General features: G+C 39.7%; 13 protein-coding genes. 11 read left to right on the top strand and 2 right to left on the bottom strand.

The genetic code is table 11. The features are described 5' to 3' along the window. The first annotated feature begins 104 nt into the window (after positions 1 to 104). The 3 genes from BR73_RS0125275 to BR73_RS29700 all read left to right on the top strand — a co-directional run bounded on the left by BR73_RS0125275 (position 105) and on the right by BR73_RS29700 (position 2125). Positions 105 to 1043, top strand: coding sequence for a D-2-hydroxyacid dehydrogenase (locus BR73_RS0125275; RefSeq protein WP_051685573.1), 939 nt, complete (start codon positions 105 to 107; stop codon positions 1041 to 1043). 117 nt (positions 1044 to 1160) lie between these two features. Continuing rightward, positions 1161 to 1781: an aldo/keto reductase gene (locus BR73_RS29705; RefSeq protein WP_051685572.1), complete on the top strand. Its 621-nt coding sequence runs from the start codon at positions 1161 to 1163 to the stop codon at positions 1779 to 1781. Continuing rightward, complete coding sequence (locus tag BR73_RS29700) at positions 1772 to 2125, top strand: aldo/keto reductase (RefSeq protein ID WP_051685571.1); 354 nt, start codon at positions 1772 to 1774, stop codon at positions 2123 to 2125. Before BR73_RS29705 ends, BR73_RS29700 begins: the two co-directional genes overlap by 10 nt. Positions 2126 to 2254: 129 nt before the next feature. Here the strand turns inward: BR73_RS29700 and BR73_RS0125265 are convergent, their stop codons facing one another. Continuing rightward, positions 2255 to 2959: a response regulator transcription factor gene (locus BR73_RS0125265; protein ID WP_033168534.1), complete on the bottom strand. Its 705-nt coding sequence runs from the start codon at positions 2957 to 2959 to the stop codon at positions 2255 to 2257. Beyond that, positions 2952 to 4487, bottom strand: a complete 1536-nt coding sequence (locus BR73_RS0125260; protein ID WP_051685570.1) for an ATP-binding protein — start codon at positions 4485 to 4487, stop codon at positions 2952 to 2954. The genes BR73_RS0125265 and BR73_RS0125260 overlap by 8 nt, the downstream gene beginning before the upstream one ends. A 346-nt stretch (positions 4488 to 4833) precedes the next feature. Here BR73_RS0125260 and BR73_RS0125255 point away from each other — a divergent pair, with 346 nt between their 5' ends. The 8 genes from BR73_RS0125255 (at position 4834) to BR73_RS0125220 (ending at position 17464) form a co-directional block, all read left to right on the top strand. After that, a complete protein-coding gene (locus BR73_RS0125255; protein ID WP_033168533.1) occupies positions 4834 to 5886 on the top strand; it encodes an inorganic phosphate transporter in 1053 nt (350 codons plus the stop codon). 15 nt (positions 5887 to 5901) lie between these two features. Continuing rightward, positions 5902 to 6525 carry a DUF47 family protein gene (locus BR73_RS0125250; protein ID WP_033168532.1) on the top strand — a complete coding sequence of 208 codons (624 nt, stop codon included), beginning with the start codon at positions 5902 to 5904 and terminating at the stop codon, positions 6523 to 6525. A 309-nt stretch (positions 6526 to 6834) separates the two neighbouring features. Further along, entirely contained in the window at positions 6835 to 7773 is a 939-nt protein-coding gene (locus tag BR73_RS0125245; RefSeq protein WP_033168531.1) for a MoxR family ATPase, read from the top strand. A gap of 163 nt (positions 7774 to 7936) precedes the next feature. Next, a complete protein-coding gene (locus BR73_RS0125240) occupies positions 7937 to 9004 on the top strand; it encodes a DUF58 domain-containing protein (protein ID WP_197032725.1) in 1068 nt (355 codons plus the stop codon). 30 nt (positions 9005 to 9034) lie between these two features. Beyond that, on the top strand, positions 9035 to 11677 hold the full coding sequence (locus BR73_RS0125235; protein WP_033168529.1) for a transglutaminase domain-containing protein: 2643 nt from the start codon (positions 9035 to 9037) through the stop codon (positions 11675 to 11677). Between the two features lie 402 nt (positions 11678 to 12079). Next, entirely contained in the window at positions 12080 to 13327 is a 1248-nt protein-coding gene (locus BR73_RS27970) for an AI-2E family transporter (protein ID WP_051685569.1), read from the top strand. Positions 13328 to 14093: 766 nt separating this feature from the next. Continuing rightward, positions 14094 to 14975, top strand: coding sequence for an ABC transporter ATP-binding protein (locus BR73_RS0125225; RefSeq protein ID WP_347463602.1), 882 nt, complete (start codon positions 14094 to 14096; stop codon positions 14973 to 14975). Then, positions 14972 to 17464, top strand: a complete 2493-nt coding sequence (locus BR73_RS0125220) for a hypothetical protein (protein ID WP_033168528.1) — start codon at positions 14972 to 14974, stop codon at positions 17462 to 17464. The genes BR73_RS0125225 and BR73_RS0125220 overlap by 4 nt, the downstream gene beginning before the upstream one ends. The last annotated feature ends 2 nt before the right edge of the window (positions 17465 to 17466 follow it).

Genomic DNA, 17466 nt, shown 5'->3' with positions numbered 1-17466 from the left:
CTTCTTGCCCTATTATATCAGAAACCAGGTACCTTACCAGGTGCATGGCCGCCCCATTGAGACTCTAGCGGGCAGGCCCAGTAAAATGCAAAGGGGATAAAAACATGATATTATCTTTGATTTACCAGAGAAATACCTATATAAATGCAGTAGAAGATATTACCGGGGAAAAGGTACAGATCTGTACCAATAGAGAGGAAGCCTTAAGATATCTGCCGGAGGCTGATATTATAATAACAGTCGGAGGCGGGTATAACAGCATTCCGCTGGAGCCTGACATGTTATCCCAGGCTAATAAACTGAAATGGGTATTCAGTGTGAGTGCAGGAGTTGAAAAACTTCCTCTGGAAGCACTGAAAGAACGAAAAATACTGATAACGAATACCAGTGGTGTTCATGCAGTTACCATAGCCGAGTATGTTATAGGAGGACTGCTCTACATTAATCACAATCTGGATAAATACCTGCCGCTTAAACAGGAAAAGCATTGGATTGCCCCCATATCCGGGGAAGACCTAGACCAGAAGACTATATGTATAATTGGAGCCGGACATATCGGAGCCGAAATCGGCAGAAAAGCCAAAGCCTTTGACATGAAGGTGCTGGGGATTAAGAGAACTGCGCAGAAGCTGGAGTATTTTGATGAAGTACATGATTTCGGGCATTTGAGAAGTCTATTGCCTTTAGCAGACTTTGTAGTCATGGCTGTGCCGCTTAACAGTGATACTTACCACCTGATGGGAGAAGAAGAATTTGCACTTATGAAGGAGGATGCAGTATTTGTGAATATAGCCAGGGGCGATACGGTAGATGAGGAGGCTCTGATCAGAGTGCTTCAGGAGAAAAGAATTAAAGGCGCACTTCTTGATGTATTTCATGAGGAACCCCTTCCGGTAAGCAATCCACTTTGGGAATTGGAGAATGTAATACTTACACCCCACAGCTCTGCTATTTCAAAGAATGTCACCAGAAAGGTCATTAAGATGTTCAAAGATAACTATGAAAGATACCAGAAATCTGAACGATTGATAAATGAACTCTAACAGTACCACAGTAAAGCATATTGGAATTTATATAAATAAATAACTATCAGGCAGCACAGGAATTCAAAGGGTGCTGGAATACAGTGTACAGTATTTATAAGAGAAAGGAATTGTATAATGAATAAGATGACTTTAAAGGGCACAGAACTTCAGGTGTCTGAATTATGTCTTGGTACGGCGGCTTATGGCGGAGATCTGACGGCAGAAGCAGCCAGAGACCAGTTGAACTATTTCCATGAAGCCGGAGGTAATTTTATTGATACGGCTCATATTTATAATGACTGGATACCCGGTGAGAAATCCCGCAGTGAGAAGTTGATTGGAAGCTGGCTTAAAGACAGAGGCTTAAGAAACCAGATGATTCTTGCTACAAAAGGAGGACATCCGGATTTTGCTTCTATGGACAAGGGAAGATTAGCACCTGCAGAACTCAGGAAAGATCTGGAGGAGAGCCTTTCTTATCTCGGAACGGATGTAATCGATCTATATATCCTTCATAGAGATGATATCCTTCATCCGGTAGGTGAAATCCTTGAGTTTTTAGAAGAACAGGTTAAGAAAGGAGAAATCCGTTATTATGGTTTCTCCAATTGGAAAAAAGAGAGGCTTGAGGCAGCCTTAGAATATGCCCAAAAACATGGATTAAAAGGTTTTGTTACCAATCAGCTGATGTGGAGTATGGCGCAAAGGTCAATGAGGATAAGGTTGCCGATAAGACTCTTGTTTCCATGGATTTAGACACTTACCGTTTCCACGGGGAAAACGGGCTGTCTGCTATGGCCTATATGTCAATGGCGAAGGGATATTTTACAAAGAGAATATTGGATAAGTCACTGTCGAAGGAACAAGAGCTGATGTATACCAATGATATAAATGACAGGCGCTTTAAGCTCCTGAAAGAGGCAGGTGCGTCAGCCCTGGAGGTTACGGCATATACTCTTAGGTTCATATTGGCAGCCCCCTTTTCAGCTGTACCAATTGCATCCTTCAGCAGCCTTTCACAGCTTGAGGATGCTGTAGAAGGCTTGGAATTAAAGATTTCAGAAGAACTCCTTAAGGAGCTTATCAATTGTGAATATTAGTGCCGGTTCCTAACGTCGCAATAGCATAGAAGCTTCAAACCTCTCAGTTGTTTAATCCCTGGTCTGGTTGCCGGCAGCAGACCAGGGATTTCTGATAAGGACTGCCAATTTTCGAGAGGATAAAGTATCTTAATCTTCTTCCACCATACGGTAACCAACACCTATTTCTGTTAAGATATATTCCGGTTCAACGGGATTCTTTTCTAATTTTCTTCGAATATTTGCCATATTTACTCTTAGTATTTTATTATCCCGTTCTGCATAAGGTCCCCATATTTTTGTAATAATGGAGTCGTAGGTAAGTACCTTACCTGGATTCTGCGCTAATAAAGATACCAGTTTATACTCAATCTGAGTAAGATGAACCTCGTTTCCGTTTACCGTAACCAGATGCTTATCAAAATCTATTAGAAAGTTTTTGACTTTATATACATTTTTATTCTTGCTGCTTTTGGATTCACTTTTTACATAATGCCTGAGGGCTGTCCTGATTCGGGCCAGGAGTTCACTGGTTCCGAAGGGCTTTGTAATATAATCATCCCCGCCTGCATCCAGAGCTTCAACCTTGGAATGCTCGTCAGTTCTTGCGGATACCACCAGTATGGGAAGGGAAGCCCATTCCCTGACTTCTTTTATGACCTGGAGGCCATCCATATCGGGAAGCCCCAGGTCTAACAGAACCAGATCAGGGCAATGAGAGGATATTAAGGCAATTCCTTCTTTGCCGGTTCTGCACAGGATTACTTTATAATGATTGGCGGAAAGAGTTGCATCAATAAACTTGCAGATGGTTGGTTCATCTTCTATTACCAGTATCTTAATTTTCTTACTCAAAGGTATAGCCTCCTTCTAAGGGAAGTGTAAAGGTAAACAAAGCGCCGCCCTTTGGCTGATTCTGGGCGGATATGGTTCCGCCATGGGCATTGATGATGGTCTTGCAGATGGAAAGGCCTATGCCGATTCCCTTTACCGAATCGTTTGTCTGAGACGGGGTTGGTGAGATGCCTTCAAATATGGAATCGGTATCGGCCAGTACCAGCCCCCTGCCGTTGTCAGCGACTTGAAAGATAACTTCTTTTTTGGCGGCGGATACGTTAAGGGAAATCAATGCTGACTTTCCGGCATATTTCACACTATTTTCCAGTAGATTTATCAATACCTGCATTATGAGGGTAGCATCCATGGGTACAAAGAGTGGTTCTGAGGGGATCTTAACCGATATATTTGCCTTGGAATAACGTTTTCTAAGACGGCTGACAGCAGCTGTTACTACCTCCTCAACCAGTTCCGGCTGTTTGTTAACAGCAGAGACACCTTCTTTGATACGTGTTACGGACAACAGATTTTCAACCATATGAAGGAGCCAGTTGGAATCCTCATAAATATATTTGATCAGCTTGTCCTGTTCCTTCTGACTTAATTGATCTTTGTTCTTCATAATAGTCTCACTGGCACCAATCATTCCGGTAAGAGGAGTCCTAAGGTCATGGGAAACTGCCCTCAGTAGATTTGCACGCATTTTTTCCTTCTCGGTCTCAAGCTGGATATTCTGCTGGGAATCTGCCAGATACTGTCTCTCCAATGCAATGGCAGCCTGGGAGATAATAAGCCTCAGGTAGTCCAGGGTACTGTTGCTTAAGGGTTTCTGACCCAGCTGAAAGATTCCGATAACACCCAGAATTCTTTCATGGGAAATAAGAGGTAAATAAGTACAGCTGGATTCATTGCCGAAATCCGTTTGAAAACCTGCAATGGTTTTGTTTTCAAATACCCAGTGAGCAACAAACTGTTCGTGACTTGAGTTCATAATATTCGTATGCCTTGTGTCCAGACTGCGTATCAGCCCTTCCTCTCCTTGCTGAGGAGATTTACTATAGAAGATACAGGAGCAGCCGGTCAGTGAATATACATATTCCAGAGCCAGACCTCCGATATTTTCACCGCTGTTAAGTGAAAGGAGTTTGCGGCTGATTTCATTCAGCTGAACCGTTTTGGCTTCTCTTCGCTCTGCTTCTTTTACGTGGCTTTTCAGGTTGGCCATAGCAGCACTTATAATTACAGCAATAATGAACATGCCGACCAAGGTCAGATGGTAACCTGTCTGAGACGGAAGAAACTGAATGCCGGATAAGGAAAAACAGTTGTAAACAATGACTATCCCCAGAAAAGAAGCTGTAAAGCCATAACGATACCCTTCTGTGATTTTAGAAATGATTATTACGGATAGAATATAAAATATATATACATTACTGCTTTCCTTTGTCCAGCCCAGCACCCAATAGGAAATTAGAGCAGAGATTAGCAGCAATGATGCGGTTTTTAGGATATCCCACAGGTTGGCTGAAAAATTGGTTTTAGTCATATAATTCTCCGATTAAGATAAGGTCATAATAATTTATCAAATTGATTATAATACAATTTTATAATCTATACCATATAAAATTAATGTGTACTTTACAGGAAAGTGCTGTCAGAATTTGTTGATACTACGGAAAAACTCTTTGAATCCTTGAAATGTCTACAGATTACCTTAAACCTATAGGAATTTAGTGAGTTAAGAAAGTGTTAAGAAAGTGTAAATATATTAAGATTACATTGCGTATATGTAAAGTTCATGTTAAGATTTTTTTGGCCTGGTTCGCCAGGTTTAAACAAAAAATAATATGAAATATTAGAAAATAGCGAAATATCGCAGATGGGAGAGCATTATGACAATTTACTTTGGTGATTTCCTCCAACAGATTACTCATAACCCGGCTTTGCTTATAACGGTTATTCTTACTTTGGGAGTTATATTGGTAAATGGATGGACGGACGCACCTAATGCCATAGCAACCTGTGTATCCACCCGCTCTATGGATCCTAAGAAAGCAATTATCATGGCTGCCATATTCAATTTCCTGGGTGTTTTTGTAATGACAGCAGTGAATGCAACAGTAGCACAGACTATTTACAACATGGTGGATTTCGGTGGTGATCCCAAGAATTCCTTAATTGCCTTATGCGCAGCTTTAGTTGCAATCGTAGCATGGGCGACCGGAGCCTGGGCTTTTGGTATTCCTACCAGTGAAAGCCATGCCCTGATTGCCGGACTTTCCGGTGCAGCAATTGCCCTGCAGGGAGGCATCTCAGGTATCAATGGGAGCGAATGGATAAAAGTTCTGTATGGTCTTGTAATCTCAACGGTTCTGGGCTTTGTACTGGGATTTGTAGTAGTTCGTGTATTAGAAGCATTATTTAAGAAAAGTGACAGAAGAAAGACAAAACCGGTTTTTCAAAATGCTCAGATATTTGGCGGAGCGGCCATGGCTTTCATGCATGGTGCGCAGGACGGACAGAAGTTCATGGGAGTATTCCTTTTAGGAATGTTCTTAGCCAAAGGACAGAGTGAGGTAACGAATTTTACAATTCCAATCTGGCTCATGGTATTATGTTCTGTGGTAATGGCAATTGGAACCTCAATTGGCGGCTACCGTATTATTAAAACGGTAGGAATGGGAATGGTTAAACTTGATACTTATCAGGGTTTCGCAGCAGACACTGCAGCGGCAATCAGTCTATTTATTTCATCTACTACCGGTATTCCGGTAAGTACTACACATACCAAGACAACTGCTATAATGGGTGTCGGCGCCTCAAAAAGGTTGTCTTCCGTTAACTGGAGTATAGTAAAAGAAATGCTTATGGCATGGATTTTGACCTTCCCAGGCTGCGGTTTGGTTGGTTTCTTGATGGCATATATCTTTATGAGAATCTTTTAAGAGAAAGGAAATAACATGAGTAATAAAAGAGGATACGATTATTTTGAAGCACTTCATGGCTTATCTAAATTTTCTTTACAGGCAGCGGAACTGTTAAAGAAGACCATCTCTGATTTCAATGTAGAAAACCTGGAGGAGAAAATCAGGGAAATGCATAATATCGAGCATTCCGCTGATATTGCAAAGCATGATATGATTGAGCACCTCGTAAAAGAGTTCCTGCCTCCTATTGAAAGAGAAGATATTATCAGTGTTGCTCAGCAGATTGATGATGTAACAGATTCAGTAGAAGATGTACTGATGTGCATCGATATCTTTAATGTACAGAAGATTCGTCCCGAAATACCCAAGTTTACAGATACGATTGTGGACTGCTGTAAATCAATGTATGTGGGGGTTGAAGAACTGCGCAACTTCAAGAAATCCAAGAAACTTCATTCTGAGGTAGTAGAAGTCAACCGTCTGGAAGAAGAAGGAGATGCACTTTACATCAACGGTGTCAGAAACCTGTACAAGAACACAACAGATGCAGTAGAATTAATGGTATGGACTGAAATCTACCGTAAACTTGAGAAATGCTGCGATGCCTGCGAAGATGTTGCAAATGAAATTGAAAGCATCGTAATGAAGAACTCCTAATTACAAGAATAATTGACAATTATGTTCTACAGAAGGCCAGCATTGTATAGCACTTTAATATATGTCAATAATTCTATTAGGAAAGCTTTAAATTAAATATCAACATATGAGAAACTCGGAAGGAATACCTGTATTTGCTGATTGCGGATACTTGTATTCCTTTTTTATATAAAATAATATAGCTTTCATAAACAGAACTTTGATTTAGCCAGGTATAGCAATTCAGCAGATGTTTCCAGTAGTGTTGTCTTGCAAATAAATGGGAATTGGGTTATAGTAAGGAAGAAGTTTAAAGTAAAGGGGCAAATTATGTTGAATTTTGAGTTAACACAGAACATTATGAAGGAAGTGAATAAAGCAGTTGTCGGAAAAGAACATATCGTGAGAAAAGTCTTAACTGCTATCATTGCCAGAGGACATATTCTAATAGAAGATATTCCGGGTGTAGGTAAGACAACTCTGGCCCTGGCATTTTCAAAAGTAATGAACTTAGAGTATAACCGTATGCAGTTTACTCCGGACGTTCTTCCTACGGATGTAATTGGGTACCATGTTATTACCAGAGAAGGCGAACTTGGAGACTATAAGCCGGGACCGGTTGTCTGTAACCTGTTCCTTGCTGATGAAATAAATCGAACCTCTTCTAAAACCCAGGCAGCACTATTAGAGGTAATGGAAGAAGGAAATGTAACCATTGATGGTGTGACCATGCAGGTGCCGAAACCCTTTGCGGTAATAGCAACCCAGAATCCGGTGGGCTCCATCGGTACCCATATGCTGCCGGAATCTCAGCTTGACAGATTTATGATAAAGTTATCCATGGGTTATCCTGATGTTGCCGGGGAGATCAGGATGTTAAAGGACAGAAGCGGGTCTAATCCCTTGTTTCAGGTACAGCCTGTAGTAACCACAGAGGATATTACAGCCATGCAGCAGCAGGCGGAAAGAATCTATGTAAATGACAGTATCTATGAATATCTGGTAAAACTAATTTTAATGACCAGAAGAGATTCCTATATAGAACTTGGCGTGAGTCCGAGAGGTACCATAGCACTTCTTAATATGGCAAAGGCCAATGCTTTTGTGAGCGGAAGGGACTATCTGGTTCCCGATGATATTCGAAATGTATTCTTTGATGTGGTGTCCCACCGTATTATACTTAAACCGGAAGCACGTGTTAATAATGTGAACATAGAACAGGTAAGCCAGGGAATCTTAAAACAGGTACAAGCCCCGAAATTAGGGTAAGTACAGAGAGGAGTTGTTGTAACCGGTGGCAGGAAAAAGGATAGCATATACTATTTTTTTATTACTCGTTGGGCTGTTTTCCATATTTTATAATGTGTATTTTACTATGATATTCTTTTTTGCCGTAGTCTTACTTCCGTTCCTGCTGCTCCTTGGAGCATGGATGTCTTTGCGGAAATTGAGTGTTAAGATTACTGCGGACCCAGTTATCACGGAGAAGAATAAGGAGGCAGAGATTCGCTTTGAAGCAGTGAATGAATCTGCCATACCTGTAACCAGGCTTGAAATCTGTTATACCTATCGTAATGAAATTTCAGGAGCCGTGAAGAAAGACAGGCTTTATCTGAGTGTGGACAAGAAGGGTTCTGCATATTCAACGGTAAGTATAAGATCTGAACACTGCGGAAATATCAAGGTTACGATTGAACGTATCAGATGCTATGATTTTCTGGGAATTTTTCGTACATCCAGGAAGTTAAAGAAATGGGCAACCGTCTCAGTAATGCCTTCCATTCATCCTATGGCAGGAGATCTTATAAAGAAAACCGCTGATATGGAGATGGAGGAAGAAAGTAATCATTATCTTGAACATAAGCCTGGCAATGATCCGTCTGAAATATTCGGAGTAAGAGAATACAAAGAAGGGGACAGGCCCAATCAGATACATTGGAAGCTCAGCAGAAAGAATCAGAAGCTTATAATGAAAGAGTACAGCCAGCCCCTTAGGGACAGAGCAATACTATATCTCTCCTTTAAGAATAGTGATAAAGGGGAGAAAAAGCTGCAAAGTACCGATTGTTTTATGGAAGCTGTAATGTCTGTTTCAGAAGGGATACTGGGAAAAGGACATGAACACAGGATGGTCTGGTATGACAGAAATATAAATCAGTATATGGAACAGGAGATTACTAATCCTGACAGCAGCAGGGAAGCACAGATGGCATTACTTGGTGCGGCCTTTTATGAGACGGGATTCCCGGAGAAAGATTATGGACAGCTGGAAACGGGTGGTAATGTTTTATATATTACAAATGAGATTAAGGAAGAAGAGATTATAAAATGGCATAGAGGAGGCAATTGTCTGCTTTATGTCGTCTATATAAATGATTTGGAAAAGGCACCAATTGGTACAGGCGTGGAGGAATTTCTGGCTGCCTCCTTAATACCCTGTTACCGGATTGATATTAGAAAGATGGAAGAAACCATCTTTAAACTGGGTATAACGGCTTGATGCAGCAGGCAATAAATGAAAGAGGTTTAAATGGGAAGAAGAAAAGAAAAGTCTCATGATGGTATTTATATCAGGGGAAAAGAAACCGTACTTGCGGATGTCAGTAAGGGAAATTCCCTGTGGTACTCTCTGATACAATTATTGTTAATAGAAGTAATTCTTTATAGTGTGGTATTTAGCCTGGTGACGGGACTGGGATTAAGCATTAATGTCCTGTGGCTTTTTAGTGCTGTTCTTTTATCCGGAGCGGTGAGTTTCGGGCTCCTTTTAGTTCCTAAAATTAGCCTGGGCTTAATGCTTCCCTTTATAGTTACTTATGTATATGCAGGTTACCGTATGTGGCTTGAGCTTCAGAATGGATTCTGGCATATTGAAAACCGATTTATTATGCTGATGAACAGCTATTATGGAACAAATGCTTATCGTTTTCTGGTGGATGATTTTGATCCGGAAAAGGTTGTAACAATCTTTCTGATATTTTTCACCATACCACTTGGGCTTTTAATTACACTGATCATTATGAATAAAATCTATCCGGTGATTTATTATCTCCTTACAATTCCCTTTATCGTAATACCTTTTGTTGTCGGTATGATACCGGATACGTTTCCCTTTGCCATATACATAGCTGCTACTTTCAGTATGTTTGTTTTTGGCAGCCATATGAAGAGGCCCTCTGTAAAAGGTACCAAAGAAGAGAAGAAGCGCTGGCTTCACCGCAGCAAACAGTTTGAGAAAAATAATTATTACATTAATTTAAGAAGCAGTTTTTTTATGTTTACAGGTGTCCTGTTACTGTTCTTTCTGACTTCACGTTTCTTAACCCTGGAGACATATGAGCAGAAGATGAATGTGCCGGGCGTTAAGAGTAAAATTCGAGTAAAGGTAGAGCGTTTTCAGGTAAATGACCTGGCTGACTACTTCAGCTTTTTAAATAATGGAAAAGTGGTGATCTTTCAGTACTCCAATTCCAGGGGAGGACTAAATGAAGGAAAACTTGGCAGGGTAGGAAAATTAAAATACGATAATAAAACGGATATTATTATTAGTGCATTAGAAAATGATACAGCAGTGTACCTGAAAGGATTTACAGGCAGTGTTTATGACGGAGACTCATGGAATGGTCTGAGTGAAGACGCTATAACTGATTTTGAGCACTATAAGTCCGTGTGGGAGACGGCAGGACTTACCGCCGGAAATCAGACTGGCCAGCTTTTAGATCTGCTGTCGAATATGGGGCGAAGCTCTTCCCTTGATGGTGGATTGAACAGCTACACAATGGATATACAGAACCTTGATGCTAACAGAAAATATCTGTATACACCTTATTATACTTATGTGAATGATATTAGTGGTATTGATACCGGTAATCCGGAATATATAAAGGCTGTCAGATTCAATAAGGATTATACCGTAAATTATGTCCCCAGTGAAAAAGATAGAAGTCTGTTGAATCAGGACTATAATACAGAATTGGAAACTTATATTGGAGGGGTCAGCAAAAGACTCAGCTACAGTTCTGTTAATCCTGAAGAGCTGTGGAATAAGCTGGCAGAGTATTCTGATGCTGAAGAACAATACAGAACATTTATATATAATTATTATACACAGGTACCGGCTGCAGGACTTGACCAACTAAAGTCAGATATGGCTGGAAAATATGAGGAGATGGTAAACCGTTTTGGTACACAAAAAGCCCTGAGTGCTTTAGCCTCTTATATTCGTACCTATATCCAGAAGGATACTGCCTATTCTCTGTCACCGGGTACCCTGCCGGGAAACAAAGATTTTGTAGAATACTTTCTATATGAGAAAAAGAAAGGATTCTGTACCCATTATGCCAGTGCGGCAACACTTGCCTTCAGACTGGCAGGAATTCCGGCCAGATATGTAGAAGGATATGTGGCAAAACCGGATGAGATTAAGAAAAGTAAGATGTTGGGCTCTTATTCTGCTTTGGAGGAGGATGGAAATAAGAAAAATTATAACATCAGAGAAGTCAGAATAAGTGATGCCGGTGCTCATTCCTGGGTTGAAGTATACAAAGATGGATGGGGCTGGGTACCTGTTGAAATGACACCTGGTTTTCAACAGGATTCAGAGGATTCGGCTTACGAGGAACTTCAGACGACACCAACCCCCACTGGGACCCCTACGCCAAGCAGTACGCCGACACCAACTGTAACACCTAAGGCTGAACCAAAGGATACTGTAACGGATACAACAAAGAATACAAAAGAGAAAGAAGATTTAAGAGCAATTGATGTGGTCTCGTTTTTTGCTGCAATAGTAATACTCCTTATAGTACTGATAATTGCAGCAGGTGTTCTGATAAAGATATATAGAGGGATCAGGTATAGAAAAGCAGATAAAGCGAAAAAGATCATTATTCTATACCAAAAGGTAAGACACCTGCTTAAAACACTTGGAATCTCACTTTTGGAGGAGGAGTATCAGAAGACAGCATGGCAGCTGGAAAGCAAACTAAAGAACCGGAAGAAAGAGGAATTTACTGGATTTGTAGAACTTGCATTAAAAGCCAGGTTTGGATATGCACCTATGACAGAAGAAGAGTTATCTGCAGCTGAGGAGTTTTATCACAATGTTAAACGACAGATATATGGGCATATTCCGCGGATAAAGCGGCTGTATTATGAATTGTTCCGGCTGTAAGATTTAATTATGGCACTGAAGTAATTCTACTAATTAAAAAAGCTTAATTTACCCTGATTAGGAAGCAGTGCAACGTCCGCAGTCAGATACAGGATGCAACGGGAGCTAATATGAAATGAAGGACATTTCACACTTCCTATTTGGGCGTTACGCAAACGGGATTATGGTATGAATTGGTGTTAATGGAAATGAAAGAAAAGCATAGTTTGCACCCTGATTATGCGGCATTGCTGCTGCTGTAAGCAGATACGGCCTGAGAAATACAGGGAACACAGATTAAATTAAGGTTAGAAGTGCAGGCTGAATGTATACAGGAACTGATCTGTATGTTATAATGTGCCTTAAGAATGGCAGAAAATTGGTTTACAGACTGTATATAGGACAGAAAGGTATGGGTAATTAATGAAAATCAGTAACAAAATGAATAAACGCTATACATTGATTTCTATTTACGTGATTATAACAGCCAGTATTATTTATACTCTGAGTCTCCTGGCAAAAAATGCACCTTTTTTTCTAACAATTATACTGAGTGGATTAAACTGGATAATGGGCGTAGCAAAGCCAATAGCAATTGCATTTGTATTTGCCTACCTGTTGGATCCCGTCGTTAATTTTTTCGAGAATCTATTCGAAAAGGTGGAGATAAAGAAATGGAAGCTGAAATCCTGCAGAACCCTGGCGGTTATATCAACGGTATTTATATTCCTGGCTATCATCGTACTTATTATTTCAATCTTAGTTTATAACGTTACAAATCAGCTAAGGCTTGCCAACCTGGATGATATCTTTACACTGGCACAGAATATGTGGAAGAGCTCCAATGAATTCTATACTTCAATACTGCACAGATTGGATGATCTTAATATTAAATCCGGTCCTGTAAATGACTATGTGATAGAAACCGGAACAAAAATAGTAGGTGTTCTGAAGGATTTCGGTACCTCATTTGTCATGTCACTGACGAATATATCCTCCTATCTGACTACCTTGCTGTTTGCTTTGATCATTTCTATTTATTTCATGATAGATGGGAAGATGATAAAAAGTTATCTAAGAAGTGTGGGACTTGCGATCTTCAGCAATAAAATGAACACAAGAATCAGTATTTTTATTAAAGATGCAGATTATGTATTCTCAGGTTATATCAGAGGGCAGATGCTGGACGTTATAGTTATGATGTGTTCCATATCGGTATTACTGTCACTGATAGGCGTGAAATATGGACTCCTTATCGGTATTATTGCCGGACTTGGTAACCTTGTACCCTATCTTGGACCTTTTATTGCTTATGGAGCAACAGCTATCAGTTGTTTGGTTTACGGAGAATATAGAAAGTTGATCTTTGCGCTGATTGCATTGCTGATCATACAGGCGCTGGACGGTAATCTTATTCAGCCCAAACTACTGAGTCAAAGTATTAAGATACATCCCGTATTGGTTATTATTTCATTAATTTTTGGTAGTGCAATCGGCGGTCTGTTTGGTATGATATTTGCAGTTCCGGTAGGTGCTCTGCTGAAACTGATGTTTACAAGATTTATTGAAACAAGACTGGAAGAAAAGCAGGAAGCAGACCAAGAAGCAGAAGCGAAAGAAAAAGCACTGATAAAGCCGGTTAAACCTAAATCCGAAGGCATTATAAAATAAACACAGGCTGCAAGGGCTTAATAATAAGCTTTTTGCGGCCTGTTTTCTATTAGGAAATCTAATTAATTTTGCTGTAGAGAGGAAGTACGAGAAAGTGTGAGAAGAAGAGCAAGAAAGTATGAAAGAGCGAGAAAGTGTGAGAAGAGCGAGAAAGTATGAAAAGTACGAGAAATTATGAGAAGAAGAGCGAGAAAGTTTGAGAAGAAGTATGAGGAAGTGTGAAAAGAGTGAGAAATTATGAGAAGAAGAGCGAGAAAGTTTGGAAGAACGAGAATGTGTAAAAAGAGTGAGAAATTATGAGAAGAAGTACGAGAAAGTATGAAAAGTACGAGAAATTATGAGAAGAACGAGAATGTGTGAGAAGAGCTGAGAAGAGCGAGAAAGTAAGAAAATGCGAGAAAGTTTGAAAAACACGAGAAAGTGTGAAAAGTGTGAGAAAGTGTGAAAAGTTCATGAAAGTTTAAGAACTGCAAGAAAGTGTTAGAAGAGTGAGAAGGTATGATAAGAAACTGAAGTATCTTAAATAAGACAGTAACAGGCTTTTATCAAATAAGACATACTAGCTTCCGAGACAGCGCATGCTTTGCCTCAATCTCCAGCTAAATTGTAAGAAAAACGTAAGAAATCACCTAGAATTTATTTAAGATATATCATGTAAGATTGTAGTAAGACAGGCGATGTATAAGTTGCTGATTGACTGCTGTTTTATTGCCCTTCAGAAGCAAATCAAACAGTAATTTATATAATAGGGAGGAGATCAATTAAGGTGGCAAACCAGTCTGAAAAAATAATAGAGGTTAAAAATGTCAAGAAGGTTTACCGGATGGGACAAGAGAAAATCTTTGCCGTAGACGATGTAAGTTTTGATATCTTAAAAGGTGAGTTCTGCTGCTTATTAGGTACCTCCGGTTCCGGTAAGTCAACCCTTTTAAATCTCATGGCGGGAATTGAGAAACTATCCGGTGGCCAGATTTTTATAAAAGGTAAAAAAGTACATAAAATGAATGAGAACAATCTTGCCAAGTTCAGGCAGCGGTATCTGGGTTTTGTCTTTCAATCCTATAATCTCATTGGTTCCATGACAGCACTGGAGAATGTTGAATTCCCTCTTATTTTCAAGCGAGTCAGAACAAAGCAGAGAAAAAAGATGGCAAAAGATATGCTAAAGCAGGTAGGATTAGAGTCCAGATTAAACCACAAACCCAAGGAAATGAGTGGTGGACAGCAGCAAAGAGTAGGTATCGCCAGAGCCTTTGTTGCTAATCCGGAAATTGTGTTTGCCGATGAACCAACAGGTAACCTGGATACCAGAACTGCAATGGATGTCATGAAATTAATAAAAACCATGGCAAAACAACATAACCAGACAATTGTAATGGTTACTCATGACAGACGATTAGCAGATTTTGCAGATCGTGTTATACATATCCTGGACGGTAAGATTCAGGACATTGAAGTAAAGGACTCAGCTTCGATGGATATTGCTGTGACCAATGAGCCAGAGGCTGGTGAGCTGGATATTCCTGAAGCAGAGGTTATAAAAACAGCAGACGAAATACCTGCTATAGAAGACTCTCCGGAGAATATAACTACGGTAGAAGTAAATAGTGAAGAAAGTATCATAGAGGAAAAGAGGGTTAAAGGATGAGAAAGGTTAAGAGAATCTTTACTGTCGTTATGATAATTGCATTAATGGCAGCTAATTTATCCGGAGGGACAATTGCAAATGCTTCTGAAGGCAGCGGCAATATAAGTATTATATTTGCAGAAACAGTAAGTGATATTCAGGGAAAACCGGGAGAGTCAGTTCATGTTAAACTGCCTGTTAAAACTTCAGGAGGGTCATATTCTATCATAGAACAGCCAAGAGTAACTGTTGCAACAGAAGGAAAACCTTATGCGGTTAGTAATATTAAGATAACAGCTGATGAAAATGCTATTGTCAAAGACGGTTATATAGGATATGTAAAAAGTTTTATAGAGTTTGATCTAAAAGTGAAAGAAACGGCTAAAATCGGTACTACAAAACTTGAAGTTACAGTTGACGGTTCCTATTATAATGCTGATGCAGGTAAATATGATTCTGTGTCACTGGCCCTTCCTAAACTTAACTTTATCATTTCTGATGAAATTGAACCTGCACAGCTTACTGTTGACAATATTGATTATGGGAATGCGGTGATCGGTAAGAGTATCGATCTTACATTCACAATCAAAAATGAAGGCAAGATTACAGCAAGAAATGCTTATTTCAGCATTGATGATAAAAGCTTTGAGGATGCAAAGATTGCACCTGGATATTCCAAGCTGGAGCAGAAGATAGGAAATTCAGGAGTATTAAAGGGCGGAGATACTTACAGTGCCAGCCTGCCGTTAAAAATCCAGAAAGACGCAACAGCAGGACTTAAAAAACTGACTGTCAACATGAAATATAAAGATGAAGACGGTAACTCCTTTACCAGTACCAGCCAGATTTACATAACAGTAACTGCAAATTCCAATGCACCTGTAATTGAAATTGTAAGCACAAAATATGCAAGTGAACTGGTTGCAGGTGATAAATTCAATCTGGTAGCTACTATACATAACACAGGAAAGAGTATAGCAAATAATATTAAAGTTACAATAGAAGGCCTTGGTTCTGAAGGATTTCTTCCCGGATATACCGGTAAGTCCTTCCCAGTTAAGAATCTTGCAGTAAATGGAAAATCAGATGTTAAGATACCACTCATTGTTTCTGAGATGGCAAAGGTGGGATTAAAAGAAGTTCCTGTAACCTTTACTTATGAAGATGAAAGTGGAACAGAATATACTGCTAAAACTACACTTTATTTAGAGGTTGAAACCGCTGAAGGTGTTGATGCAGAGGGAAAACCAAACATTGTTATTACAAATGTAAGCCAGAGCCCGGATGCACCCAATGCAGGAGCCAGAGTTGATGTAAGTTTTGATATAGAGAATAAGAGCAAATTAGATATCAGCGACATTAAGATATCCTTACCTGCTGCTACAGGCACAGCTGCATTTGCTCCTCTAAGTTCTGAACCTTATTATTACATAGACAGCATAAAAGGCGGTAAGAAGGTCAAGGTCAGCATGTCCTTTATGGCAGGAGAAACAATACCGGAAGGTACGAACAGCCTGACTTTGCAATACTCCTTTGTTGCTAATGGTAAAACTTATACCGGTGATTCCGCAACACTTTATATATTAAATGTTCAGAATAGCGGTGTAGGATCCAGTAAACCTAAATTAATTATCAGCGATTTCTCCACAAGCACAGAGGAATTAAGAGCTGGAAGTACTTTTGATTTTGTATTTGATATCAAGAACACACACTCAAGTATTAATGCGAGAAATATAAAAGTAACTATAAATCAGACTGATAATATCTTCTCCATGGATAAGGGGAGCAATACTTTTTATATCAGCTCAATAGGAGCAGGAGAAGCTGTACAGAACAAACTGACTCTTAGAGTTAAATCTGATGCCGTTACCAAAGCGTATCCGTTAGAAATTACTATGGATTATGATTATGAAGGAGCAGAGGCAAACCCTACTACAGGTCAGATAGGAGAGACCGCCAAGGAAATAATAAATTTACAGGCAGTTGAAAATTCAAGACCTGTCGTGGATAACATTGCAGTAGGTTCCTGGGATGGTGCTTTTGTAAACCAGGCAACAACCTTAACTTTTGATTTTTATAATATGGGTAAATCACCTCTTAATAATGTTAGAGCCAGTGTATCCGGTGATTTTACACTCAGTACAGGTGATAATCTTTATATTGGTAATGTAGAAGCCGGTGGTCAGGAAATGGGTGAGATGGAAGTAATCCCTGCAATAGAAGGTCAGGCAAAAGGTGTATTGACCGTTATCTTTGAGGATAGTACCGGTCAGGAAGTTACTTTAACAAAAGACTTTGAAGGTACCATACAAGGCGTATACATGCCGGACCCGGGTACGAACCCTATTCCTGACGGTGGAGTAATTGACACTGCTAAGAGCCCTATACTTCCTCCATGGTTATTTATCATCATACAATGTGTGGTATTGGTTGCTGGTATAGTTGGAGCGAGAAAAATTAAAATTGGACTTTATAAAAAGAAATTAAGAAAACTGGAAGAAGCAGAATAAGA

Source organism: Clostridium sp. KNHs205 (genome assembly GCF_000702945.1).
Taxonomy (GTDB): Bacteria; Bacillota; Clostridia; order Lachnospirales; family Lachnospiraceae; genus Anaerocolumna.
Note: the sequence above shows the minus strand (reverse complement) of the source record. Positions and strands in the feature narration are given on the sequence as shown.